Genomic DNA, 25,227 nt, shown 5'->3' with positions numbered 1-25,227 from the left:
ATGAAGGTAGTGTTCCGACTCACCTGGCTGCTGCTGTTGTGTTTCAGCCAGGTGCACGCTGCAACGACTCAGGATGAAGACGCCCAGGCGGCCAAGGCGCTGCTGGAAAAAGCCCTGGACTACTACCAAAGCAACGGCGACAAGGCGTTTGCCGCTTTCAGCCGACAGGGCGAATTCGTCGACCAAGACCGCTATGTGTTCGTGGTCGATACCCAAGGCGTGCTGCTGGCCAGCGGTGGCCCCTCCTCCGCCTTGATCGGCCGTGACGTGTCCGAAGTCCTCGGGCCGGATTTGCGCCAGTCCTTCAAGGATGCGCTGAAGGTGCCGGAAGGCCAGGGCATCCAGCAGGCCGACTATCGTTGGCAGAACTGGAACGATGGCAAGGTCGAACACAAGCACGTGTTTTATCAGCGTGTGGGCGAACGCATCCTCGCGGTGGGTTATTACCTGCCACGGGCCACGCCGGAACAGGCCCGGGCCCTGCGCAACAAGGCGGCAACCGCCTTGCTCAAGGATGAAACCGGCACACTCAAGGCCATCAACTCATTGCAGGGTGGTTTCCTGCAGGACGACCTTTATGTGTTCGTGGTGGACCTCGATACCCAACGTTATGTAGCCCATGGCACCAACCTGCGTCTGGTCAACACCGACTTCAGCAAGATCAAGGACCCGGACGGCAAGCCAGTGGGCGAGCCGATCCTCAAGCTGATGGCCGAGCAGGATCAGGGCGAATACAAATACCGCTGGAAAAACCCGGTGACCGACAAGGTCGAGAACAAGCATGCGTATGTGCGCAAGGCCGGGCATTTCATGGTGGCGGTGGGTTATTACAGCCCTTGAGACTACGTGGCCTTGTCTTCACGGCCACGTAGCACCCGATTGGGCATCGCAATCGCCGCCGCCAGCCCCAGCAGTGACACCGCCGCACTGACCATCAACAAATGCCGGAACGTCACCGCCAACTCCCCGCGCAGGGCATCCTGCGCAGGGCCGGGGGCGGCGTTGAGGCCGTCGAGCAGCACGTTACCGGAACTGCCTTCGGCCACCAGCGCGCCGCTGGCCAGGTGGGCGAAGCTGGAATCCTGCAACAGCGCCAGCAACAGCGCCGACATGCACGCCACCCCCACCGCCCCGCCCAGGGAACGGAACAGGTTGGTGGTGCTGGTGGCCACGCCGATATCGCGCTGCTCCACCGAATTTTGCGTACCCACCAGGGAGGTCGGGAATTGCATGCCGGCCGCAATGCCGCACAACAGCATAAACAAGGCCGTCAGCCCCACCGCCTGGGGCGCGCTCAGGGCCATGCCGAGAATCGCGAAGGGGCTCAATAGCGCGCCGCTGAGAATCATCGGTTTATAGCGACCGGTCACCGAGGTCATGCGCCCGGCAAAATAAGCCCCCATCGGCAAGCCCATGGCCAAGGGCAGCAGGTGCAACGCCGCGCTGTCAGCACCGGAACCGGTCACCGTCTGATACCGCAGCGGCATCAGCACCGTCAGGGAAATCGCCTGGAAGCTGGTGAAAAAGATCGTGCACCAGCACAGCACCGCACTGCGGTTGGCGAACAGATGCATTGGCAACAACGGCTCCCGCGCGCGACGCTCGTGCCAGACAAACACCGTCAACGCCACCAGCGCACAGGCGAGCAAGCCCAGCACCTGATTGTCACGCCAGTGATGGCCCTGGCCGATTTCAGTGATGCCCAGCAGCAAGGCGGTCAAGCCGATGATCATCAGCACAGTGCCGAGGTAATCGATGATCGGCTTGCGCTGCGGCACCGGCAGCCCCACCAGCGTGCGATGAGCCACGTACCAGGCGCCGGCGCCCAAAGGCAGGTTGATCAGGAACACCCAGCGCCACGACAGGTACTCGGTCATGTAGCCGCCCAGTACCGGCCCGGCCACGCTGGCCACCGCGTACATGCTGCTGAAATAGCCCTGGTAGCGGCCACGTTCACGGGGCGGGATGATGTCGCCGATGATCGCCTGGCTCACCGAAATCATGCCGCCAGCGCCGATGCCCTGGAGGATCCGCGCCAGCACCAGTTGCTCCATGCTTTGCGCCATGCCGCAGAACAGCGAGGCCAGGGTGAACAGACCCATGCCGATCAGCATCATCGGCCGCCGCCCGTACAGGTCGCCGAGCTTGCCGTAGATCGGCACCGCGACGGTCATCGCCACCATGTAGCCAGAGATGACCCAGGCCAGCAGGTTGACGTCATGGAACTGGGCGGAGATCGCGGGCATGGACACGGCGACAATGGTCTGGTCCAACGCCCCCAGGAAGATCGCCATCATCAGTGAGGCGAGAATGCTGCGCACAGCGGGCAGCGGCGGAACGGGCTGATTGAGGTGCGTCACGGCAGGACCTTCGAGCAGGGCCCGCGGGAAAAGGCGGCCCACGGGAATGCTCGATACGATAGCAGGCTATTCGATAGCTTCGTAAGGAAGCCCGACGTAATTTTCTGCGATGGTCCTGCGCCCCGCTTCGGAGTGGATGAAGTACTCCAGCTCACTCTCAGCGATGCGCTGGCTGAAACCATCCGCCTCGGGAAACTGATGCAGCATCGAGGTCATCCACCAGGAAAACCGCTCGGCCTTCCACACCCGCCGCAGGCAGATGGCGGAATAGCGCTCCAGCAGATCCACCCGCCCTTCGCCGTAGACCTTGAGCAAGATCCGGTACAGGGTGCTCACATCACTGGCCGCCAGATTCAAGCCCTTGGCGCCGGTCGGCGGCACGATATGCGCCGCATCGCCAAGCAGGAACAGGCGCCCGTACTGCATGGGTTCCACCACAAAACTGCGCAGCGGTGCGATGCTTTTTTCGATAGATGGGCCGGTGACCAGGTTTTCTGCAAGGTGGCTGGGCAGGCGGGCTTTCAGTTCGTCCCAGAAGCGTGCATCGGACCATTCGTCAATCGGCTCCTCCACCGGCACCTGCAGGTAGTAACGGCTGCGCGTTGGCGAACGCATGCTGCACAGCGCAAAGCCGCGCGTGTGCTTGGCGTAGACCAACTCAGGGTGAACGGGGGGCGTATCGGCCAGGATGCCCAGCCATCCAAAGGGGTAGACCCGTTCGAAGACTTTGAGCGATTCAGCCGGGATCGATTGGCGCGCAATGCCGTGATAGCCGTCGCAACCGGCGATGTAATCGCACTCCAGGCGGAAAGCTTCGCCCTGATGTTCAAAGGTCAGCCAGGGTCGATCACTTTTGAGAGCGTGAGGCTGCACGTTGCGCGCTTCATACAGGGTGGTGGCACCGGCGGCGGCACGGGCGACCATCAGGTCGCGGGTGACTTCGGTCTGGCCGTAAATCATCACCGATTGACCGCCTGTCAGGCCCTTGAGGTCGATATGGGTGAGTTGACCGTTCAGCGCCAACTCGAAACCATCATGCACCAGGCCTTCGCTATCCATTCGCTGACTGACACCCGCCTGCCTCAGCAGGTCGACCATGCCTTGTTCCAGCACCCCGGCACGGATGCGGCCTTGCACGTAATCGGCGCTCTGGCGCTCTAGGATAAGGGTCTCTATCCCCGCGTTGTGCAGCAGTTGACCGAGCAACAGTCCGGACGGACCGGCGCCGATAATGGCGACTTGGGTTTTCAGCGTTTTCATTATTTTTATGGCCCGCAAGTTCCACCCGAACGGATCGGGTGAAAGAGTTGTCATTGGTCTTGTTGCTGACATTTTTCACTTGAGTGAGCGGCATAAGAAGGTGAAAACTGCGCCAAAGCCTGCGCTTTTTGCCAATCGGGGCGATTACCGCACCACTCTTCCGAGTATCGGGTTGAAACCATGACCAAAACCGCAATTCCGGTCTTCAAGCTTTACGGGGAACACCAGCAATGGCCCACCCCCGATTTGTTGCACTGCGAAACCATTTCCCGGCGCAGTCGGGAATACCAGTGGGAAATCCAACCCCACCGGCACGCGGATCTGTGCCAGTTGCTCTACGTGCACAAAGGCCAGGCACAGTTGGAAATCGAAGGCCAGCGCACCACCCTGAACGAAGCGACCCTGCAAGTCCTGCCGCCTTTATGCGTGCACGGGTTCCGTTTTCCTGAGGACGTCGAAGGCTACGTAGTGACGCTTTCGGCGCCGTTGGTCAGCCACCTGCAAACACAGTTGGGCACCACCGTGGACGGTTTACAGACACTCGGCAGTTACCCGGCGGGCAAAGACAGTGATTACCTGAACAGCCAGTTCGCCCGCTTGCAGGATGAATACGCCGATGAACAACCGGCACGGGACATGATGATGCACGCGTTGGTCAGCGTGTTGCTGGTATGGATCAGCCGCCAGGCCATCCAGCGCCGTCACCCACGGGCGCCACGGGGGCGTGAATACTTCCGGCGCTTTACCCAGTTGGTCGAGCAGCATTACCGCGAACACCCGAAGATCGAGGATCTTGCCCACAAGCTGGGCATCTCGGTCTCACACCTGAACGGGACGTGTCGGGAGTTGGGCGGCCAACCTGCACTGCAGATCATGCATGACCGCCAATTGCTCGAAGCCAAACGCCTGCTGACGTACACCAGCATGACCATCAATGAGATGTCGGAGGTGTTGGGTTTTTCCGACCCCACCAACTTCTCTCGGCTGTTTCGCCGACGGGTCGGGTTCTCACCCAAGGCGTTTCGCGAGCAGTTGAAAGCCGAACCATCGGCTACCTGAGCGCGCTGAAACTGCCGGTGCGGGGAACGCATTGATCCTGATGACAGCTGATCGCAAAGGTCGGCTGCATACGTGTTTGCTCCACACGGTAGGCGGCGGTCCCGTAAAGTGCGCTGGCAATGGCGCACAGGCTGAAAATCATCAGGTACTTTCTGGTTTTAATGCTCATGGCACAGACCTCTGCGGATCTACAGGGTGCTGTCTAAAGCATAGGTCAACCAGGCCAAGTTGCCATTATCGGACGACATTCAACAGGTTGATCCCAGCCTAGAGCCCGACATCCCACGCCGGCTCTTCCGGGAACCGCAACACCAGGAAATCCAGCAAGCTGCGCAGCGCTGACGGCATGTGTTTGCGCGAGGCGTACACCGCGTAGATGTTCATCTGTCGTGGCTCGGCGTCAGGCAGCAGGCGCACCAGTTCGCCGCGCCGGATGTAATCGCCAGCCTCGTAGCTGGGCAGCAACGACACCCCTGCCCCGGCCAGCGTCACGCGCAACAAGGTGCTGGACTCATTGCCGGTGATATTGCCGTGCACCGGCACCGAGACAGGCTCACCGGCCTGGTCGAAATGCCACAGGCTTTTGCCGAAATACGCGTGAGTCACGCAGTTATGCCGCGCCAGGTCTTCGACCTTCTGCGGCGCCGGATGCTCCAGCAGGTAGGCCGGCGAGGCACACACTACCGAGCGGCACACCGTGAGGCGCCGGGCAATGAGATTGGGGTCCAGGTCGCTACTGGTGCGGATGGCCAGGTCGATACGTTCGTCCACCAGGTTCACCGTGCGGTCAAGCATCTGCAAGTCGACCGTCACCAGCGGGTAGCGCTTGACGTACTCGGCAATGGCCTGGGCCAATTGCGCCTGGCCGAACGAGGTGCTGACGCTCAAACGCAGCAAACCACGAGGCGCTTCATCGGGCTCGCTGACGGCGGCTTGCATGTCGCAACACAATTCCAGCAATTGCCGACAGCGTGGCAGGGTTTCACTGCCCGCCGCCGTCAGGCTGAGCTTGCGCGTGGTGCGGTGCAGCAAACGCGCACCCACCCAGTCTTCCAGCTCCGCCAGGTAACGCGACACCACCGGCCGCGACAGGTCCAGATGATCGGCGGCGGCGGACTGGCTGCCCAGGTCCACCACCGTGACAAACACGCGCATTGCTTGAAGACGATCCATGATCTGTCCACTTTCAGAAACAAACTATGTCCCAGCATCGCATTTTTAGTCTGGTTTTGTGCAACTAAGCTCTGTGCATCCTTTACCGATGCTGGAGCTGCCCGATGTTCTCAACCTTCAAGCGCTTGACCCTGGCCACCGCCGCCCTGGCCTTCGCCGCCCATGCGGCCGCGGCCGACCTGAAGCTGGATGTGTACAACCCAGGCGAAGCCGCGATCTTCCCGGTCAGCTCGGTGCTGGTCAGCGGCGCCAAGGACGCGATCCTGGTGGACGCCCAATTCGGTAAAGGCCAGGCCGAACAACTGGTGCAGAAGATCCGCGCCAGCGGCAAGCACCTCACCACCATCTACATCAGTCATGGCGACCCGGACTACTACTTCGGCCTCGACACCCTCACCGCCGCCTTCCCCGACGCCAAGGTGCTGGCCCCGCAACCGGTGGTCGACCACATCAAGGCCACCGTGGCCGGCAAGCTGGAGTTCTGGGGCCCGAAAATGGGTGCCGACAAGCCGACTAAAACCATCGTGCCGCAGGTCCTTGAAGGCCACAGCCTGAGCCTGGAAGGCCAGCCACTGGAGGTCATCGGCCTGGACGGCCCACAGCCGGATCGCAGCTTTGTATGGATCCCGTCGATCAAGGCCGTGGTCGGTGGCGTAGTCGTCTCCGAAAACATCCACCTGTGGATGGCCGACACCCAGAGCGCGCAGTCCCACAAGGATTGGCTCGCCACCCTGCAACGCATTGAACAACTGAAGCCGCGCACCGTGGTGCCTGGCCACTACCTGGGCACGCCATCCCTGCAATCCGTGGCCTTTACCGCTGACTACATCAAGGCCTTCGACGCCGAGACCGCCAAGGCCAAGGACTCTGCCGCCCTGATCGCAGCCATGAAAAAGCGTTACCCCACCCTGGCCGACGAAAGCTCGCTGGAACTGAGCGCCAAAGTCGCCAAGGGCGAAATGAAGTGGTGAACCGTTTCAACCCCTAACGTACTGGAGAACGTCATGAGCAAGATTGCAATCATTGGTGCCACTGGCCGTGCCGGTAGCCAACTGCTGGAAGAAGCGCTGCGTCGTGGGCACACCGTCACCGCCATCGCACGCAATACCGACAAGCTGGCTGTGCGCCCTGGCGTCACCGTTAAACAAGTCGACGCCCTGGATGCCAACGCCCTGCAACAGGCGGTGAGTGGCAGCGACGTGGTGATCAGCGCAGCGCACTTCGCCACCCTGCCCGCCAGCGCCGTGATCGGGCCGGTGAAGAAAGCCGGGGTAAAACGCCTGCTGGTGGTGGGCGGTGCCGGTTCGCTATTGCTGCCAGGTGGCGGTCGAGTGATCGACAGCGAGGGTTTCCCTGAGGAATACAAAGCTGAAGCCACGGCGGGTGCGGCGTTTCTCGACGCACTGCGCCAGGAGAAGGAACTGGACTGGACGTTCCTGTCGCCGTCGGCGGAGTTCGTCGAGACTGAGCGCACCGGTAAATTCCGGGTGGGTCAGGATGATTTGCTGGTGAGCAGTGAAGGCCGCAGTTGGGTCAGTTTTGCTGACTATGCGATTGCGTTGATCGACGAAGTTGAATCGCCGAAGCACTCGCGCCAGCGTTTCACTGTCGGTTACTGACACCCCCCATTTGTAGGAGCCCGGCTTGCCGGCGATAGCGTCCATAAGATTGCCATCGCCGGCAAGCCCGGCTCCTACAAGGGGTATTTGGCGTTCATGACCAACCAGTTCATCAAGGCCTCAAGCCCAGCCGAAGGCTCGGTGCCTGGCGGATACACCAAGTAATACCCCATCCCCGTCGGCACCCGCAGTTCAAACGGCATCACCAACCGCCCCGCCTTCAAATCCTCGCCAATCAACGCACTGTCGCCAATCGCCACGCCGGAACCCTGGGACGCCACCGTCATCGCCAGATCCAGCGTTTCAAAATGATGCCCCTGGCTCAAATTGCCCAGCCGCGTCTGCGCCGCCTTGAGCCACAATGCCCAATCCCGTTCATCCCGCGTGGGGTGCAGCAAGACCTGTTGTTGCAAATCTTGCGGTGTGTGCAAGCCCGCAAGCAGTGCCGGTGCGCAGACCGGCGTGAGCTGTTCATCGAACAGATGCCGCGCCTCGGCCGATTGCTCGGCGATGGGCGCATAGATCACCGCCGCGTCGAATTGCTCGCGGCGAAAGTCCACGGTGTAGGCCACGGTGGTGGTGAGTTCCACCGGCACGTCCGGGCGTTCCTTTTGCCACTGCATCAGGCGCGGCAGCAGCCAGCGCATCACACAGGTGGACGCCTTGATTTGCAAGGTCTGGCGGCGACTGCCGATCTGCTCCACCGCTTCGCCAAGCAGGCCAAACACCTGCTGTGCGCGCAGTGACCATTCGCGGCCTTCGTCGGTCAGGCTCAAACCCCGCGCCTGGCGTTGGAACAGCGCATAGCCCAAATGACTTTCCAGCCCGGCAATCTGCCGGCTCACCGCGCCCTGGGTGATGTGCAACTGGTCGGCAGCGCGGGTGAAGTTGCAGCACTGGGCCGTGACCCAGAAGGTGTGCAACGCGGGCAGCGGTGGGAGGCGTTTCATCGAGGCGCAGCCATGACGTGAGAGCATGGCTAGTATGACTTTTTATCGATTGTTGCCGCTACGGGCCAGCCGGTCCAATAACGCCTTACCTCAACAATAAGAGCGATCTGTATGGCGACCTGCGGCGAAGTATTGGTCAACCTCCTGGAAGGCTACGGCGTGGACCAGGTGTTTGGCATCCCCGGCGTGCACACCGTGGAGTTGTATCGCGGCCTGGCCCGTTCCAGCATCCGGCACGTCACCCCGCGCCACGAACAGGGCGCCGGCTTCATGGCCGACGGTTACGCGCGCACCAGCGGCAAACCCGGCGTGTGCTTCATCATCACCGGCCCCGGCATGACCAATATCACCACCGCCATGGGCCAGGCCTATGCCGACTCGATCCCGATGCTGGTGATCTCCAGCGTGCAGTCGCGCAGCCAATTGGGCGGCGGGCGCGGCAAGCTGCATGAGCTGCCGAACCAGGGCGCGATGATGGCCGGCGTGGCGGCGTTCTCCCATACCCTGATGTCGGCGGCGGAGCTGCCCGGCGTGTTGGCGCGGGCGTTTGCGTTGTTCCAGGCCGGGCGACCGCGCCCGGTCCACATCGAGATCCCGCTGGATGTGCTGGTGGAAAATGCCGACGCCTTGCTGGGCAGTGAACCGGTCAGCGTGGCCCGTGCCGGTGCCGCTCCGTCGGCGGTCAAGCAAATGAGCCAGTTGCTCGCAGCCGCCAAGAAACCCTTGATCCTGGCCGGTGGCGGCGCCATCGACGCGGCGCCGGAACTGACCCGACTGGCCGAAGCGCTCGGCGCGCCGGTGGCCCTGACCATCAACGCCAAAGGCATGCTGCCCGGCCACCACCCGCTGCTGATCGGCTCGACCCAGACCCTGGTCGCCACCCGCGCGCTGGTGGCCGAAGCGGACGTGGTGCTGGCCATCGGCACCGAACTGGCGGAAACCGACTACGACGTGACCTTCGCCGGTGGTTTCGAGATTCCCGGCGCGCTGCTGCGCATCGATATCGACCCCGACCAGACCGTGCGCAACTACCCGCCGCAAGTGGCCTTGGTGGCTGATGCACAAATCGCCGCAGCGGCCTTGCTGACCGAACTGAGCAGCAAACCCTTGCCACCGCGTAACAGCGCGTGGGGCACTGAACGCGTAGCGCGCCTGTGGGCAGAACTGACCCCGAGCTGGGACGCCGCCACCCGCGCGCAAACCCTGTTCCTCAATACCGTCCTCGAAGAATTGCCCAACGCCGTACTGGTGGGCGACTCGACCCAACCGGTGTACAGCGGCAACCTGACCCTGAACCTCGACCACCCGCGCCGCTGGTTCAACTCGTCCACCGGCTACGGCACTTTGGGCTATGCCTTGCCTGCCGCCATCGGCGCCTGGCTGGGGCGTGGCGATGGGCAGCCGGTGGTGTGCCTGATCGGCGACGGCGGCCTGCAATTCTCGCTGCCGGAACTGGCTAGCGCGGTGGAAGCGCGCACGCCGGTGATCGTGCTGCTGTGGAATAACCACGGCTATGAAGAGATCAAGAAATACATGGTCAACCGCGCCATCGAGCCGGTCGGCGTGGACATCTACACGCCGGACTTTATCGGCGTGGCCAAGGCACTCGGTTGCGCCGCCGACAGCATTCAAGGGGTTGAGTCGTTACGTGCGGCACTACGCGCTGCGGCTGATCGCCAAGGGCCGACACTGATTGAAGTCGACCAAGGGCTGTGGATGAAGGCGGTGGAGGCATGAGCGCGGCATTGAACGGTGTGTATATCAATGGGGCATGGCGTGCCGGACTGGCCTCGCTTGAGGTGATCAACCCCGCGACTGAAGCCGTCCTGGCCCACGTCAGCGTCGGCGATGCGAGCACGGTCACCGAGGCGGTCGACGCCGCCAGCGCCGCGTTCATCGACTGGTCGAAAAGCACCGGCCGCGACCGCGCCGCGCTGTTGCGCAAGATCGCCCAAGGCGTCAGCGAGCAGCGCGAACAGCTGATGCACCTGCAGTCGAGCAACAACGGCAAACCGCTGTTTGAATCCGAGATTGATGTGAACGATGTGATCGCCACCTTCGACTATTACGCCAGCGTGGCCGAAGCGATGGATGCCAGCCAGGATAGCCCGGTGGCATTGCCCAGCGCGGACTTCAGCGCACGCCTGCGCCGTGAGCCGTGTGGCGTGGTCGGGCTGATCGTGCCATGGAATTTTCCGATGGTCACCACCGCGTGGAAACTCGCCCCGGCGCTGGCGGCCGGTTGCTGCGTGGTGCTCAAGCCATCGGAAGTGACGCCGTTGGCGGAGTTGCAACTGGCGCGGATTATCGCCGAGGCGGGCTTGCCGGCCGGAGTGTTCAACCTGGTGTGCGGCACGGGCCTGGAAGTGGGCGCACCACTGGCGGCGGATCGCCGCGTGGCGAAGATTTCCTTCACCGGCAGCAACGCCGTCGGCGTGCAGGTGATGCAGCGCGCCGCCGAAACCATCAAGGGCGTGAGCCTGGAACTGGGCGGCAAATCTTCCCTGCTGGTATTGGCGGATGCCGACCTGGACTTGGCGGTGGAACTGGCCTGTGGTGGTGGATTTTTCAACGCTGGGCAGATGTGCTCGGCCACCAGTCGCGTGCTGGTAGCTGACAGCCTGGCGGATGAATTTCTGCAACGTGTACAGGCACGGGCTGAAGGCATTCGCGTGGCTGACCCATTTGCCGATGACGTGGAAATGGGCGCGTTGATCAACCGCGTGCAATATCAGCGCGTGCTCGGGCACATCCAGCGCGGTGTTGAAGATGGCGCACGCTTGCTGTGTGGCGGTGAACGCCCGGCAGATTTGCCGAAGGGCTTTTTCATCCGCCCGACCGTGTTCACAGACGTACCGCTGGACAGCGCGTTGTGGAACGAAGAGATCTTCGGTCCGGTGCTCTGTGTACGACGCTTCACCTCCGAAGCCGAGGCCATTGCCCTGGCCAACGACAGCGATTTCGGCCTGGTGGCGAGTGTGGTCAGCGCCAGCCATGAAACCGCCGAGCGGGTGGCGAATGCCTTGCAAGCCGGGCTGGTGTGGATCAACGCGCCGCAGGTGATCTTCCCACAGGCCGCGTGGGGCGGTTACAAGCAGAGCAGCCTCGGCCGCGAGTTGGGGCCTTGGGGGTTGGCGGCGTTTCAGGAGATCAAGCATGTGATCCGGTCCCTTTAGCCGATAAAAATCTTTGTGGCGAGGGAGCTTGCTCCCTCGCCACAAAGGCATCCGCAATTTTTAGATAGCCCCTGCGACTTTCTCATTTGCCCCCTCTTCCCGCCCGTGGCCTGATTCGCCCCTGTTCACTCAAGGCCGTCCCATGGAAACCGTCCAAACCAAACCCACCACCGCCGTCTGGCTGATGATCAGCGTCGTGCTGGTCGCCCTCAACCTGCGCCCGTCGATGGCCGCTGTCGGCCCCCTGTTGTCCTCGATTCGTGGCGAGGTGCCCTTGAGTTTCAGCAGTGCAGCGTTGCTGACCATGTTGCCGGTGATGGCCATGGGCTTGGCGATGTTCTTCGGCATGGGCGTGGCCAAGCGATTTGGCGAGCACCGCAGCATCGTGGTGTCACTGGTGGTGATTGGCCTGGCGACGCTGTCGCGGCTGTTCCTCGACTCGGCGCTGGAGTTGATTGTCAGCGCCATCGCCGCCGGCGTGGGGATTGCGATGATCCAGGCACTGATGCCGGCGCTGATCAAATCGCGGTTCAGTGACAATGTCTCGCTGTTCATGGGCCTGTACGTCACCGCGATCATGGGCGGCGCGGCGCTGGCCGCATCGTTTGCACCGTTCGTGCAGGTGCAGACCGGCAGTTGGCGCATCGGGCTGGCGATCTGGGCGGTGCTGGCGCTGTTGGCCTTGGTGTTTTGGTACGCGCAGCGCTCGGTTTTACCAGCCTTGCCTCACGCCGGAAGCGCTTCGCAGGAGTCGTTTTTCGGTAACGGTCGCGCCTGGTTGCTCGCGATATTCTTCGGCCTCGGTACCGCCTCCTACACCTGCGTACTCGCCTGGCTGGCGCCGTACTACGTGGAGCAGGGTTGGAGTGAACAGAACGCCGGCTTGCTGCTGGGTTTCCTGACCGCCATGGAAGTCGTCTCCGGCCTGATCACCCCGGCCATCGCCAACCGTCGCCAGGACAAACGCGGCGTTGTCGCGGTGTTGCTGGTGCTGATCATCCTCGGTTTCTGCGGCCTGATCCTGAGTCCGCAACACCTGAGCCTGCTGTGGCCTTGCCTGCTCGGCCTGGGCATCGGCGGCCTGTTCCCGATGTGCCTGATCCTGTCCCTCGACCACCTGGACAACCCGCGCCGCGCCGGTGGCCTCACCGCGTTTGTGCAAGGTATCGGCTACTTGATTGCCGGGTTGTCACCGCTGATCGCCGGGATGATCCGCGATCAACTGGGCAGCTTCGAATGGTCCTGGTGGTCGCTCACGGCAGTGATCGTAGTGATGCTGTTGATCGTCACGCGCTTCAACCCAAAGCATTACGCACGACATATCCGCTGAGGTCGTGTTGTAAACAGTATTTGTCTCACACCAAACATAGAAACGCCCTACAGAGCATTCTATTGGCACGCTCGTTCCGTTAAGCTTTTGTGCTGTCTTGTACTGAGTTCGGTACAAAGGGTTTACGGACGAAACCGATGCTAAACAGTAACTTGCTCAGAAAGCTCGATATGCAGGACTTGATGGTGTTTATCGCCGTCTATGACCAGAGCAGCGTTACCGAGGTGTCTGAAACGCTGTTTGTCAGCCAGTCCACCGTGAGCTACAGCCTGAAGAAGCTGCGCACCAGTTTTGAAGACGAGCTGTTTATCAACACACGCGCCGGCATGCGCCCGACGTACAAGGCCACCACCATGTACGGCCATGTGCAGAAAATCCTCGAAAGCATCAACCTGTGCCACGCCGGTGGCCAGGCGTTCGATCCGACGCAGAAGGCCGTGACCTTCAACGTGTGTGCGCCGGAGTATTTCGAACAGTTGATCCTGCCGCGCCTGTTGAAAACCTTCGACCGCGCCGACCTGCCGGTGATCGTCAATGTGCAGAAGCTGGAAACCGACATCCCCGCCGACGACCTGCGCGAAGGTCGCCTCGACCTGGTGATCTGTTTCGGCCCTAACTTCCACCGTGCCCACAAAGACTTCCGCACTCAGATGCTACTCGAAGACGACTTGGTGTGCGTGTTCGACAAACGCTCGGCGCCCCGGGAGCCGGCCTTCAGCCTGCAGTCCTTCGTCGAACGCCGCCACGTGTTCCCTACGCCGTGGACCTCCGACACCAACATGATCGACGGCTGGCTCGCGCGCCAGGCCCACAAGCGCCAGGTCATCGCCCGCGCCAACAGCTACAGCGCGGCCTTGAAGATGATCACCGGCACCGAATTCATCGTCACCTTGCCCCGTCGCGTGCAAAAACTATTGGCGCCGAACACGGTGTTCGGCCATTGCGAAGCGCCGAACGGTTTGCCGGGGTTCACCCTGGAGATGCAGTGGAACGAAACCAGTGAGCAGGACAGCGCCAACACCTGGTTTCGCGAGCAAGTGGTCAAAGTGTGTGCGGATCAGGGCTTGTTGTAGGGCTTAACCGATTGCGACCTTGCTGTAGGAATCGCGATCCATATCCACCAACAGAACACTCAGCTGAACCTGTACGCCTGCCGGCCAGTCGCCAAGGTCCTGCAAGGCAGCCAACAGGCTTTCCGACAACTGCTTCTTGACCTGCGGCGACCGCCCGCTGAGCAGCGACAGCTTCACCGCGATAAAACCGCGAGGGTCGAGGGAGGTGCCCACCTGGAACGTCTCGACCTTGACCGCACGGCTTTTGATATCGAATTCGGAACCGAACTGGCCAGACACCATCAACACGTTGTTGAGCCGTAGCAGGGTTTTCTCAACGGCCAGGTTCGTCAGGTTGGCGGTGTATTCCAGATGCAGGTGTGGCATGTAGGGCTCCGAGTCTTTCGTAGGAAGATTCCTAGATATACCACGGAGTCAGGCCTTGGTCGCCAACCCTCGATCACTCATGAACGCTTCCAGTCGCGAACGTACCCAGCGCTCGGCCGGGTCGGTGTCCACGTGGCTGAGCCAGACCATGGACAAATCCAGGGTCGGCGTCTCGAACGGGAACGGCTCGCAGAACAGGTGGCCCGTCACGGCCATGGCCTCGGCGGTGTAGTCCGGCAGGCTGGCGATCAGGTCGGTGCCGGCGAGCAACGCCGGCAGTGCGCTGTATTGCGGCACAGACAGCACCACGTGGCGCTTGCGGCCGATTTCTGCCAGCCACTCATCGGCGAACCCCGCCACGTTGGCGGTGTGGGACACCAGCACGTGGGGCCGTGAGCAGTATTCGTCGAGGGTCAGCGGTGTTTCCGAGGCATCGGCACGCAGGATGCGCGGGCGGATATGGCGCAGCAGCTTGCGCTTGGCATTCGCCGGCAGGCCACGGGTCTGGGTGATGCCGACGGTGATATCGCCAGAGGCCAGCAGATCCGGGATGCGCCAGTAGTCCACATGTTGCACCACAAACACCACTTGCGGCGCTTCCTGGCGCAGGGAACGCAGCAACGGTGGCAACAGGCCGAACTCGACATCATCGGACAGGCCGATGCGAAAGGTCATGGTGCTGATGGACGGGTCGAAATCGTGGGTCAGGCTCAAGGCCGAGGACAACGAGTCCAGCGCCGGCGACAGGTGCTGGATGATTTCCTCGGCCCGCGCCGTGGGCTCCATGCGGTGGCCGACGCGAATGAACAGCGGGTCATTAAACAAAGTACGCAAGCGATTGAGGGCCGAGCTGATGGTCGGCTGGCCGAGAAACAGCTTCTCCGCCACCCGCGTCACGTTGCGCTCCAGCATCAGCGCTTCGAAAACCACCATCAGGTTGATGTCGGCCTTGCGTAATTCATTGCGATTCATCGGCGCCTGCCCCTTTCCCCAAGACAAGCCGCAGTGTAGAAAGCCGCGTTGCTGGCGTCTACGTGTAGGACGCTTCGCTGGCCTGTGCGCCACGCTCAGGCTCGTGCCCCATGCGCAACCGCAGCGCCGCCAGCGCAGCTACCACCAACACCAGCGCAATCACCTTCAGGCCGTTCATCGCATTGCCGGTGCTTTGCTCGATCACACCCATTACCGACGGCCCGACAAACCCGCCAAGCAGCCCGCACGCGTTGACGAAACCTAGCCCGCCCGCCAGCGCTACGCCCTTGAGGCGTGAAGCCGGGTACAGAAAGATGATCGACTGCACCACAAAGAACATCACCGCCGACAGGCAAAAACCGAGCAGGCTGAACACCGGCCCCGATATCGACGCGATGCCCAGGCCCAGCGCCATGGTCAGCAGCCCTGTGACCAGCAACCGCCGGCAGCGTCCGGGCGTCGTGGCGAAACGCGGAATCAGCAAGGCACCGAGTGCCGCCGCGATCCACGGTAGCGAAGTCAGCAGGCCGACGTTCATGGTGCTCAGTTCGCCATACTTGCTGATGATGCTCGGCAGGAAAAAGATCACGGTGTAGATGGTGATCTGGTGACAGAAGTACACAAAAATCGCCAGCAGGATTTGCGGGGTCAGCCAGTTTTTCAACGAGTGACCGCCCTCGCCCGCACCCTCTTCGGTTTCCTGCGCGATGCGTTGTTCGATGCCACGCGCTTCCTCGGCCGACAACCACGGCGCCTTGCTCGGACGGTCCGGCAATTTGCGCCAGACCACCCAGGCAAACGCCACCGCTGGCAGGCCTTCGAGCATGAACATCCACTGCCAGCCGTGCCATCCGAGCATGCCGTCCATGCGTATCAAGGCGGCGCCCACCGGGCCGCCGATGATGTTGGCGAAGCACACGCCAAGCAGGAAATACCCGGTGGCGCGTGCCCGCTGTTCGCGGTTGAACCAGTAGGTGAGGTAGAGCATGACGCCGGGGAAGAGTCCGGCTTCGGCAATGCCCAGCAACAGGCGCAGCACGTAGAACGAGGTCTCGCCCTGCACAAAGGCCATGGCCGCCGAGATCAGGCCCCAGGTCACCATGATCCGCGCAATCCAGAATCGCGCGCCGACCTTGTGCATGATCAGGTTACTGGGGATTTCCGACAGCGCATAGGTCAGGAAAAACAGCCCCGCGCCCAACCCGTACGCCGCAGCGGAAATGCCCAGGTCGACGTCCAGGTGATGCTTGGCCAGGGCGATGTTGGTGCGGTCCAGGAAGCTCAGGATGTAGGCGATGATCAGCAAGGGCATCAACTTGACGAACATCAGTTTGTTCAACGCCTGCGGGGTGCGGGCGGAAGTGGCGGTAGTCATCGGCAATTCCTCTTGGCGCCCCGCCAGCCAGACTGGGGGGCGCATCGGTGTTGTTCTAGGAGTCGAGTTGCACAACCAGCGCCGGCGGGCGATGGGAAAACAGTTGCAGCAGCGCGCCGCCCAGGGCGCAGCCGGCCATCACGAAGAAACACACGGTGTAGCCGTGCAGCGTGGTCCAGCCGCCGCCCATGGCGATCAGGCTGCCCATCAGCACCGGCGCCAGGCCGCCGCCGATAAACATCGCGGTGGTGATGATGCCGTTGGCGGTCGACGTCGCCGACGGCTCGGCCGAGTCGCAGGCCACCGCGTAATAGATCGGCCACACCGCGTTAGCCACCAGGCCGAACAGCAGTTGCACCACGACGATCAATGTCAGGGTGTTGGCGAAGTAAAACGCCCCCACACTCGCCGCCATCCATAGCCCGCAAATGATCAAGGTGGTGCGTCGGCCAATGATGTCCGACAGCGACGGCCACACCAGTTGCCCGAGAATGCCGGTGAGGGTGAACACCACGCTCATCCCCGCCGATTCGGCCAGCGACAGCCCGGCGATGTTGTAGAGGTAGGCGGGCAGCACGATGTTGACGCCCATGTATACGACTTGGGTGAGCATGGTGTTGCCCGCCGTGAGAGCGATATTGCGGTTGCGCAAGGTGGCAAGGAATGTACGCCAGGCCTCGCCTTTGACTTGGCTGGCCGGCGCGTTGTCCGGCGGGGTCATGCCTTTGGCGGCGATGTCGACGTACAGTGCAGTGATGCGCTCGGCCGTGGAATAACGCGCCCAGAAGATCATCAACGGCAGCGCCACCACGAAGGCGAAGAAGAACACGTAGCGCCAGTTTTCTTCGCCGAACACCGTAATGACAAAACTCGCGACAATCCCACTGAGCATCGCGCCGATCGGGTAGCCGGTATGGTGCGCGCCCAGGGCAAACCCGCGACGTTCCACCGGCCACCATTCGGCGGTGTTGCTCACGCCCACCGGCTCGCCCCAGCCGGCGCCAAGGTTGACGCCGACGCGCAAGGCAATAAAGGTCGCGAGGTTGCCGCTCAAGGCTTTGAAGCCGGACAGAAACGAAATCGCGGTGTAACCCAGCACCAGCGGCACCTGGAAGCGCGCACGTTTCCAGCCGCCACCGTAACGGTCGCTCCACATCGAACCGGGGATATCCAGCAGCGCCAGGGCCAACATGACCACCGTGGCCACGGTGCCCCATTGGTCGGCGGATAAGTCGAAATGCTTGGAGATGGTCGGCCCCAGGCGCAGCACGATCTCACGGTCGTAGGCGTTGAGGATCCAGATCATCCAGCAGACCAGCAGCGACACCCAGGAATGCCGGTGAATGCTGCGCAGGGACGCTTTTTTTATAGTTGCCATGGGCCTCTCCAGGCGCGCGAGGGCGCGCACTGACACAAGGTTGCGAAGGAATATGCCTTGTCACACACACGCGCTAGCTGGCGAACCGTCGCTCGGCTATTCCTTGCACGCCCAACCCAGTAATGGCGAACAGCGCTCCGCGCTGCTGGCCGTCTGCCGGAAAACGCGGCAGCGGCGGTTTGGCCATCGAGGTCACAAACAGAATGTCCAGGTTCGGGCCGCCAAAGGTCAGGCTGGTGACCTTTTTCACCGGCATCTGGATGATGCGGTCGACGTGGCCGTCGGGGGTGTAGCGCACCAGTTTCCCGGCGTAGACCAGCGCCTGCCACAGGCAGCCTTCGGCATCCACGGTGCAACCATCGGCAGCGCCCCCGCCGGAGGTATCGACCTTGGCGAAGGTGCGACGATTGCTGACACTGCCGGTGGCCAGGTCGTAGTCGTAGGCCCAGATCTCGCCGGACCAGGTGTCGCAGAAGTAGAAGGTGTCACCCGATGGGCTCCAGCACGGGCCGTTAGACACGATGATGCCTTCGTCCAGGGTGTGCAGGCTCAGGTTGGCGTCCAGGCGGTAAAGCTTGGCGCTGGCGCTGTCTTCCAACGTGTCCATGGAGCCGAAGATAAAACGGCCTTGGCGGTCGACCTTGCCGTCGTTGAGGCGGTTGTTGGGCAGGTGCGGTTCCGGATCAGCGACCAGCTTGAGTTCGCCACTACTGAGATCGAGGGTGTGCACGCCGTTTTGCAGGGCGACGATGGCCGACTCGCCGTCACGGCGCAGGGCCATGGAGCCGATTTTCTGGCCCACGTCCCAGGCCCGCAGCTCGCGACCGTCGTCGGTGCAGCGCAAGATGCGGCCGTCGGCGCTGTCGATCCAATACAAGCGTTGTTGCTCGACGTCCCACACCGGGCCTTCGCCCAGGGTGGTCTTGACGTCGACGAGCACTTCGATACGCATGGTGATCCCCTTATTGTTGTTGTGCGGGATGACGGTCGCGCCCTGATGGGATATCACCTTGTAGGAGCGAGCTTGCTCGCGAAAAACATCAACGATAACGCGTGCTGCCTGGTGCAATGCGATGTCTTGGAGTTTTTCGCGAGCAAGCTCGCTCCTACAGTGGATCGGTGAATACACCCAGGACGCGACCTCAGCTGTGGGTTAGAAGTTGACCTGATCGCGCCCCTTGAGCCCGAGGATTTCCCGCGCTTCATCCGGCGTAGCGACGCGGTGCCCGAGCGCTTCGATCACCGTGCGAATGCGCCGGACCTGATCGGCATTCGACGCCGCCAGTTTGCCCGGTCCGTCCCACAGCGAATCCTCAAGCCCCACTCGCGCGTTGCTGCCCATGGACAGGCCCATGGTCGCCAGCGGAATCTGCCCACGCCCAGCGCCGAGGATCGACCACACGTAATCGTCGCCAAACAAACGGTCAGCGGTACGGCGCATGTGTGCCAAATCTTCCGGGTGCCCACCGATACCGCCACGCAAGCCGAACACCGACTGAATAAACAACGGCGGCTTGAGTAGGCCGCGTTCCAGGAAATGCGCGGCGGTGTAGAGGTGGCCGATGTCGTAGCACTCGATCTCGAAACGGGTGCGATTTTCGGCGCAGGAATTGAGAATGTGGGTGATGTCACGGAAGGTGTTGCGGAAGATCCGATCATCACTTTCTTCCAGGTACGGCCGCTCCCAGTCGTGCTTGAAGTCAGTAAAGCGGTTGAGCATTTCGTACAGGCCGAAGTTCATCGAGCCCATGTTCAGCGAAGCCAGTTCCGGCTTGAACTGCATCACTGGCTGCAGGCGTTCTTCCACGCCCATGGTCGGCGCGCCGCCGGTGGTGATGTTGATCACCACGTCGCTGGCGGCCTTGATCTGCGGCAGGAACTCGGCGAACAACGCCGGGTCCTGGCTAGGGCGACCGTCGTTGGGGTCACGGGCATGCAGGTGCACAATCGCGGCGCCAGCCTCGGCGGCACCGATGGCGGCGTCGGCAATTTCCTGGGCGGTGATCGGCAAATGCGGTGACATCGACGGCGTATGAATCGCACCGGTAACGGCGCAAGTAATGATGACAGGACGATTTTTGGACATGACGAATCTCCGACTTTTATTCTTATGAAAAAAATCCTGGGTACAGCCCGATGTGTTCTTCCGTGGCTTACAGGTACTCGACGTTACCGTCGACGCTGATCGCCTGGCCGGTCACGTTGCGTGCGGCGGGCGAACAGAGGAACAACGCCATGGCGGCCACGTCTTCGGCGGTGACCATGCGTTTGAGGGAAATCTTGTTGAGGTATTCCTGGCGCATCTCGGCTTCGGGCACGCCGACCTGTTCGGCACGCGCGCGAATCACGCCGTCCATACGCGGGCCTTCGACGATGCCTGGCAGCAAGGCGTTGACGCGGATGTCGCTCTCGCCCAGCTCCGAGGCCAGGGATTTCATCAAGCCGACGATCGCCCATTTGGTCGCCGCGTACGGTGTGCGCCACGCGTAGCCCAAGCGCCCCGCCACCGAGGCGATATGTAGCATATGGCCGTGGGACGATTCCTTGAGCATCGGCACGGCGTGGTGGGCAAAGCGGTATTGCGCGGTGAGATTGATATTGATGGTGGCTTGCCACTCGGTGTCGCTGATCGCATCGATCCCGCCGGTAGGCCCGGCGATCCCGGCATTGTTGACCAGCACATCGAGGCCGCCGAACTGCTCGCGCTGCACCTTGAACACCGCCTCGATCTGCGCGGCGTCGCTGACATCGGCGCGGGTGGCGACGGTGCCTGGGTATTTGTCGCGGAACGCGGCCAGGGCCGGCTCGCTCACATCACACACATGCACCTGGGCACCGGCTTCCAGATACGCCGCCGCCAGCACTTCGCCAATGCCGGCAGCCCCGCCGGAAATCAACACACGTAACCCAGGATAGGGCTGCAGCCGTTGTAGGACACTCATGCACGTTTACCTCCTGAAGCAGACGACCGCGAACGGTCGTTCTTGACGAGCAGGCGCGCCAGAGAATCGGCGGCCTGCATGATGTCATCGGTCACCGCCGCGCGGGCGCCGGCGCCATCGCGGGCAGCGAGGGCTTCGACGATGCGCGTGTGCGCCTCCATCGAGCGTTGCAGGTGAGCTTTATCCGGGGCGACCAGCGCAAAGCACGGGCCCATATGCAGCCAGAAGTTTTCCACGGCGGCCATGGTCAACTCGGCCTGGGCTACGGCGTAAATGCGCCGGTGAAACGCGAAGTTGGTCCACAGGTAGCGGGACACGTCGACTTCGTCGGCGGCGTGTTGCATCTGCTGGCAGAGATCGGTGATTTCATCGAGGTCGGCTTTCTGCAGGAGCAGCACCGCCTTTTCGGCGAGCAAGCCTTCGAGGGCGACCCGCGCATCACGGATTTCGCGCAGGCGTTCGACCGTCATCAAGCGCACACGCAGACGGGAGGTTTCGGTGACTTCAAAGGCGTTTTCGGCGCTGAGGCGTTGCAGCGCTTCGCGCACTGGCATCGGGCTGGAACCCAGGGCTTCGGCGAGACCGCGGATGGTGAGTTTCTGGCCAGGCTGGAAACGGCCACTCATCAAGGCTTCGCGGATCTGGCGATAGACCTGGTCTTGCAAGGTATCGCGGGACACCTGGCGCAGGGTGGGCAGGAGGAGCGGACCATCTGTCATGAGGCAAAACCTGTGTTGTCGTTCTTATGGCCTCAATATGTGATCACAAATCAAATATGTCAAATAGTTTCCCGGCAAAAAAAGTGGGAGTTTTCGAATGACACATCGATAACTCCCATTAACGTCGCATGTTGACCGGCGCATAGATCAGGGCTTGAGCGGACGCTCCTGATCCCGCTCGGAAAGCTCCGTGCCGTCGTCAGGATGTTTCCAGGTCTGTGGTTTTTCTTCCTCACGCTGCCGGCGGGATTGTTCCCGCTCCCGCTCATCATGCTTCTGCTGTTCATTACCCATGGCCGCCTCCCATCCGTATGAATTGGTTACACCTTCAAGCATAGAACAGCACAAGATCTTTGGCGGCCGCTCCAATTAATAGTCAGCACGCATCAATCTATCCAAATTTGTCACTTATCATTTCTAAATGTGTCAGCCACTATTCTCGGTCTTAGGCGAAACAAGCACTTTAAAAAGAACGCTGGAGACACAAAACCATGACTAGCCCTACCCGACCCGACTCTGCCCGCTCGAAAGTGGGTGCGGTTTTCCGCGTGACTTCGGGCAATTTCCTCGAACAGTTCGACTTCTTCCTGTTCGGTTTCTACGCCACCTACATCGCTGCCGCGTTCTTTCCTGCCGCTAATGAGTTTGCGTCATTAATGATGACCTTCGCCGTGTTCGGCGCGGGCTTCCTGATGCGTCCATTGGGCGCGATCATCCTGGGGGCCTACATCGATGACGTGGGTCGTCGCAAAGGGTTGATCGTGACCCTGTCGATCATGGCCAGCGGCACGCTGCTGATCGTGCTGGTGCCCGGTTATCACACCATTGGCCTGTGGGCTCCATTACTGGTGCTGCTGGGTCGCCTGTTGCAAGGCTTCTCGGCCGGCGCAGAACTGGGCGGTGTCTCGGTTTACCTGTCTGAGATGGCCACCCCAGGCCGCAAAGGCTTCTACACCAGCTGGCAATCGGGCAGCCAACAGATCTCCATCGTGGTCGCCGCCGCGCTGGGTTATGGCCTGAACGTGTGGATGGAACCTGCCGTGGTAGCCGATTGGGGCTGGCGCATTCCGTTCGCCATCGGCTGCGTGATCATCCCGTTCATCTTCATCCTGCGTCGCAACCTGCAGGAAACCGAAGAATTCGCCAACCGCAAGCATCGCCCAACCATGCGTGAAGTGCTGGCCACCCTGGTGAAGAACTGGACCGTGGTGATCGGCGGAATGCTGATGGTGGCGATGACCACCACCGCGTTCTACCTGATCACCGTGTACGCGCCGACCTTCGGCAAGACCGTGCTGCAATTGAGCACTTCCGACGCCCTGCTGGTGACCCTGCTGGTGGCGGTGTCGAACTTTGTCTGGTTACCGATCGGCGGCACGCTGAGCGACCGTTTTGGTCGCAAGCCAGTACTGATCGCCATGACCGTGCTGACGGTTCTGACCGCTTATCCAGCGCTGTCCTACGTGGTGAATGCACCAAGCTTCGCCCACATGCTGGAAACCCTGCTGTGGTTCTCCTTCCTGTACGGCATGTACAACGGCGCCATGATCCCGGCCCTGACCGAAATCATGCCGGTGGAAGTGCGCGTGGCAGGTTTCTCCCTGGCCTACAGCCTGGCGACCGCGATTTTCGGTGGTTTTACCCCGGCGATTTCCACCTGGTTCATCCACATCACCGAAGACAAGGCCTCGCCGGCCTACTGGATGATGTTCGCCGCCGCCTGCGCGCTGTGCTCGACCCTGGCGCTGTATCGTCGCGCCAACACCCGTGGCCAGGTGATGCAGGAGGCGGCATGATCAAGCCGTTGCTCAAGACCCTGACGGCCCTGGCCCTCGGCGCCCTGGCGCTGTCGGCCCAGGCCGAACAGCTCAAGGTGATGACATCGGGTGGCTTCACCGCCGCCTATAAACTGCTTGGTCCGCAGTACGCCAAGCAAAGCGGTGACAGCCTCGACACCATCCTCGGTCCGTCCATGGGCAAGGCGCCGGAAGCGATCCCCAACCGTCTCGCCCGTGGCGAACACGCCGACGTGGTGATCATGGTCGGCTACGCCCTGGATGACCTGATCAAACAAGGCAAGGTCGACCCGGCCTCCCGCGTGGAACTGGCGGACTCGCGCATCGGCCTGGTGGTCAAAGCGGGAGCGGTCAAACCTGCAATCGGTACGGATGCCGAACTGAAAGCCGCGCTGAGCAAAGCCAAATCCGTGGCTTACTCGGACAGCGCCAGCGGTGTGTATGTCGAGAAGGAGTTGTTCAAAAAGCTCGGCATGCCCGCCAAGGGCACCATGATCGAACGCCTGCCGGTGGCCGAACAGGTCGCCAAGGGTGACTACGAAGTGGGCCTGCAACAAGTTGCGGAATTGCTGCCGGTGCCGGGTGTGACCTACGTCGGCAAGATCCCGGAAGATGTGCAATCGGTGACGCGGTTCGCCGCCGGTATCCCGGTGAATGCCGAACACCCTGAACAGGCCAAGGCCTTGTTGCAGTACTTGGCGTCGCCCCAGGCGCAACCAGTGGTGCAAGCCACCGGCCTGGACTCGGTGTCACGCTGACCGAAACGGCATCTCCCGCACCAACCGCTCCAACTCCAGCGCCGCTGGCGGCAAGGTCCGCCCGCGGCGTTTTATCAAGCCCACATTGCGCATCACCTGCGGCTCCACCAGCGGCACACTCACCAGGATCGGGTGCTCGCCCGCCGGCATGGCAATCGAGGGCACCATCGCCACCCCCAATCCCGCCTCCACCAGTCCGATCATCGTCGTTACGTGGTGCGTCTCGCAGATACTCGGCTTTTTCACCCGCACGCCACGCAACGCCTGGTCGAGCAGGAAGCGGTTACCAGAGGTCTTGTCCACGGTGATGTAGTCGTGTTCGTAGGCTTCGGACCAGGTCACGCTGTCACGCTGGGCCAGGGGATGATCGCGGCGACAGGCCAGCACATAGCGCTCCTGCAGCAGCAGTTCGAACTCCACTTCATCGGCCAGGCTGCCGCTGAAACTCACGCCGAAATCCGCTTCGCCACTTTCTACGGCATTGCACACTTCACCGGCGCTGGCATCCAGCACCCGCAAGCGAATTTTCGGATACAACTTGTGGAATTCGGAGATCACGTGGGGCATGAAATAGTACGCGGTGGACGGCACGCACGCGATGGTGACATTACCCATGCGTGTGGACGCGACATTACTGATGCCCATGAGCGCCACGTCGAGGTCATCGAGCATGCGCTCGACCTGAGGCAGAAACGCACGGCCGACCATGGTCAGGCTGACGCGCCGCGTGGTGCGTTCGAACAGCTTCACATCCAGGGCGGTCTCAAGCTTTTCGATACGCCGGCTGAGGGCCGGCTGCGAGATCCGGATAGCTTCGGCGGCACCGCGAAAACTGCCTTTGTCTACCACGGCGCGGAAGGCTTGGAGGTCGTTGAGGTCGAAGTTGATGATCACGGGAAGGCCAATGTGGTCGAGGTGGCA

General features: G+C 61.9%; 25 protein-coding genes. 10 read left to right on the top strand and 15 right to left on the bottom strand.

What is annotated here, in order from left to right; genetic code table 11:
• Window positions 1-840, top strand: a complete 840-nt coding sequence (locus CI807_RS14420) for a cache domain-containing protein (RefSeq protein WP_095015106.1) — start codon at window positions 1-3, stop codon at window positions 838-840.
• Between the two features lie 2 nt (window positions 841-842).
• Here CI807_RS14420 and CI807_RS14415 read toward each other — a convergent pair whose 3' ends face one another.
• Both CI807_RS14415 and pobA read right to left on the bottom strand, forming a co-directional pair.
• Window positions 843-2,360 carry an MDR family MFS transporter gene (locus CI807_RS14415; protein ID WP_095017550.1) on the bottom strand — a complete coding sequence of 506 codons (1,518 nt, stop codon included), beginning with the start codon at window positions 2,358-2,360 and terminating at the stop codon, window positions 843-845.
• 66 nt (window positions 2,361-2,426) lie between these two features.
• Window positions 2,427-3,611: a 4-hydroxybenzoate 3-monooxygenase gene (gene pobA, locus CI807_RS14410; protein WP_177409630.1), complete on the bottom strand. Its 1,185-nt coding sequence runs from the start codon at window positions 3,609-3,611 to the stop codon at window positions 2,427-2,429.
• 189 nt (window positions 3,612-3,800) lie between these two features.
• On the opposite strand from pobA, the gene CI807_RS14405 reads away from it, so the two are divergent.
• Window positions 3,801-4,679 (top strand): helix-turn-helix domain-containing protein, encoded by an 879-nt coding sequence (locus CI807_RS14405; protein ID WP_095015104.1) that lies wholly within the window; start codon window positions 3,801-3,803, stop codon window positions 4,677-4,679.
• On the opposite strand, the gene CI807_RS31430 is transcribed toward CI807_RS14405, so the two are convergent.
• Complete coding sequence (locus CI807_RS31430) at window positions 4,672-4,848, bottom strand: hypothetical protein (protein WP_016975214.1); 177 nt, start codon at window positions 4,846-4,848, stop codon at window positions 4,672-4,674. The genes CI807_RS14405 and CI807_RS31430 overlap by 8 nt on opposite strands.
• Before the next feature lie 98 nt (window positions 4,849-4,946).
• The gene (locus CI807_RS14400; protein ID WP_095015103.1) at window positions 4,947-5,852 is read right to left on the bottom strand and encodes a LysR family transcriptional regulator; all 906 of its coding nucleotides are present in this window, start codon (window positions 5,850-5,852) and stop codon (window positions 4,947-4,949) included.
• 104 nt (window positions 5,853-5,956) lie between these two features.
• On the opposite strand from CI807_RS14400, the gene CI807_RS14395 reads away from it, so the two are divergent.
• On the top strand, window positions 5,957-6,823 hold the full coding sequence (locus CI807_RS14395) for an MBL fold metallo-hydrolase (RefSeq protein ID WP_095015102.1): 867 nt from the start codon (window positions 5,957-5,959) through the stop codon (window positions 6,821-6,823).
• Window positions 6,824-6,856: 33 nt separating this feature from the next.
• Window positions 6,857-7,471 carry an NAD(P)-dependent oxidoreductase gene (locus CI807_RS14390; RefSeq protein ID WP_095015101.1) on the top strand — a complete coding sequence of 205 codons (615 nt, stop codon included), beginning with the start codon at window positions 6,857-6,859 and terminating at the stop codon, window positions 7,469-7,471.
• Window positions 7,472-7,545: 74 nt separating this feature from the next.
• Here the strand turns inward: CI807_RS14390 and CI807_RS14385 are convergent, their stop codons facing one another.
• Complete coding sequence (locus CI807_RS14385; RefSeq protein WP_095015100.1) at window positions 7,546-8,421, bottom strand: LysR substrate-binding domain-containing protein; 876 nt, start codon at window positions 8,419-8,421, stop codon at window positions 7,546-7,548.
• A gap of 111 nt (window positions 8,422-8,532) precedes the next feature.
• On the opposite strand from CI807_RS14385, the gene CI807_RS14380 reads away from it, so the two are divergent.
• From CI807_RS14380 to CI807_RS14365, 4 genes are all read left to right on the top strand, one after another.
• On the top strand, window positions 8,533-10,158 hold the full coding sequence (locus tag CI807_RS14380) for a 5-guanidino-2-oxopentanoate decarboxylase (RefSeq protein ID WP_095015099.1): 1,626 nt from the start codon (window positions 8,533-8,535) through the stop codon (window positions 10,156-10,158).
• Entirely contained in the window at window positions 10,155-11,597 is a 1,443-nt protein-coding gene (locus tag CI807_RS14375) for an aldehyde dehydrogenase family protein (RefSeq protein WP_095015098.1), read from the top strand. The genes CI807_RS14380 and CI807_RS14375 overlap by 4 nt, the downstream gene beginning before the upstream one ends.
• Window positions 11,598-11,739: 142 nt before the next feature.
• The gene (locus CI807_RS14370) at window positions 11,740-12,927 is read left to right on the top strand and encodes a cyanate transporter (protein ID WP_095015097.1); all 1,188 of its coding nucleotides are present in this window, start codon (window positions 11,740-11,742) and stop codon (window positions 12,925-12,927) included.
• Window positions 12,928-13,064: 137 nt separating this feature from the next.
• On the top strand, window positions 13,065-14,000 hold the full coding sequence (locus tag CI807_RS14365) for a LysR family transcriptional regulator (protein ID WP_095015096.1): 936 nt from the start codon (window positions 13,065-13,067) through the stop codon (window positions 13,998-14,000).
• Between the two features lie 3 nt (window positions 14,001-14,003).
• Here CI807_RS14365 and CI807_RS14360 read toward each other — a convergent pair whose 3' ends face one another.
• The 9 genes from CI807_RS14360 to CI807_RS31425 all read right to left on the bottom strand — a co-directional run bounded on the left by CI807_RS14360 (window position 14,004) and on the right by CI807_RS31425 (window position 22,046).
• The gene (locus tag CI807_RS14360; RefSeq protein ID WP_028619369.1) at window positions 14,004-14,366 is read right to left on the bottom strand and encodes a 5-carboxymethyl-2-hydroxymuconate Delta-isomerase; all 363 of its coding nucleotides are present in this window, start codon (window positions 14,364-14,366) and stop codon (window positions 14,004-14,006) included.
• Between the two features lie 48 nt (window positions 14,367-14,414).
• A complete protein-coding gene (locus CI807_RS14355; protein ID WP_095015095.1) occupies window positions 14,415-15,338 on the bottom strand; it encodes a LysR substrate-binding domain-containing protein in 924 nt (307 codons plus the stop codon).
• 58 nt (window positions 15,339-15,396) lie between these two features.
• Window positions 15,397-16,713: an MFS transporter gene (locus CI807_RS14350; RefSeq protein ID WP_095017549.1), complete on the bottom strand. Its 1,317-nt coding sequence runs from the start codon at window positions 16,711-16,713 to the stop codon at window positions 15,397-15,399.
• Between the two features lie 55 nt (window positions 16,714-16,768).
• Window positions 16,769-18,091 carry an MFS transporter gene (locus CI807_RS14345; RefSeq protein ID WP_095015094.1) on the bottom strand — a complete coding sequence of 441 codons (1,323 nt, stop codon included), beginning with the start codon at window positions 18,089-18,091 and terminating at the stop codon, window positions 16,769-16,771.
• A gap of 73 nt (window positions 18,092-18,164) precedes the next feature.
• Complete coding sequence (locus tag CI807_RS14340) at window positions 18,165-19,043, bottom strand: SMP-30/gluconolactonase/LRE family protein (RefSeq protein ID WP_095017548.1); 879 nt, start codon at window positions 19,041-19,043, stop codon at window positions 18,165-18,167.
• A gap of 201 nt (window positions 19,044-19,244) precedes the next feature.
• Window positions 19,245-20,177 (bottom strand): 3-keto-5-aminohexanoate cleavage protein, encoded by a 933-nt coding sequence (locus CI807_RS14335; protein WP_016975200.1) that lies wholly within the window; start codon window positions 20,175-20,177, stop codon window positions 19,245-19,247.
• Between the two features lie 67 nt (window positions 20,178-20,244).
• The gene (locus CI807_RS14330) at window positions 20,245-21,033 is read right to left on the bottom strand and encodes an SDR family oxidoreductase (RefSeq protein WP_095015093.1); all 789 of its coding nucleotides are present in this window, start codon (window positions 21,031-21,033) and stop codon (window positions 20,245-20,247) included.
• Complete coding sequence (locus tag CI807_RS14325) at window positions 21,030-21,752, bottom strand: GntR family transcriptional regulator (RefSeq protein WP_016975198.1); 723 nt, start codon at window positions 21,750-21,752, stop codon at window positions 21,030-21,032. Before CI807_RS14325 ends, CI807_RS14330 begins: the two co-directional genes overlap by 4 nt.
• Before the next feature lie 147 nt (window positions 21,753-21,899).
• The gene (locus tag CI807_RS31425) at window positions 21,900-22,046 is read right to left on the bottom strand and encodes a hypothetical protein (protein ID WP_177409578.1); all 147 of its coding nucleotides are present in this window, start codon (window positions 22,044-22,046) and stop codon (window positions 21,900-21,902) included.
• 197 nt (window positions 22,047-22,243) lie between these two features.
• Here CI807_RS31425 and CI807_RS14315 point away from each other — a divergent pair, with 197 nt between their 5' ends.
• The gene (locus tag CI807_RS14315; protein ID WP_016975196.1) at window positions 22,244-23,548 is read left to right on the top strand and encodes an MFS transporter; all 1,305 of its coding nucleotides are present in this window, start codon (window positions 22,244-22,246) and stop codon (window positions 23,546-23,548) included.
• The gene (locus CI807_RS14310) at window positions 23,548-24,306 is read left to right on the top strand and encodes a substrate-binding domain-containing protein (protein WP_095017546.1); all 759 of its coding nucleotides are present in this window, start codon (window positions 23,548-23,550) and stop codon (window positions 24,304-24,306) included. The genes CI807_RS14315 and CI807_RS14310 overlap by 1 nt, the downstream gene beginning before the upstream one ends.
• Here CI807_RS14310 and CI807_RS14305 read toward each other — a convergent pair.
• Window positions 24,298-25,200, bottom strand: a complete 903-nt coding sequence (locus CI807_RS14305; protein ID WP_095017547.1) for a LysR family transcriptional regulator — start codon at window positions 25,198-25,200, stop codon at window positions 24,298-24,300. The genes CI807_RS14310 and CI807_RS14305 overlap by 9 nt on opposite strands.
• Window positions 25,201-25,227: the final 27 nt, after the last annotated feature.

Origin of the sequence: Pseudomonas sp. NS1(2017), assembly GCF_002269425.1 — a bacterium.
Classification (GTDB): Bacteria; Pseudomonadota; Gammaproteobacteria; order Pseudomonadales; family Pseudomonadaceae; genus Aquipseudomonas; species Aquipseudomonas reactans.
Note: the sequence above shows the minus strand (reverse complement) of the source record. Positions and strands in the feature narration are given on the sequence as shown.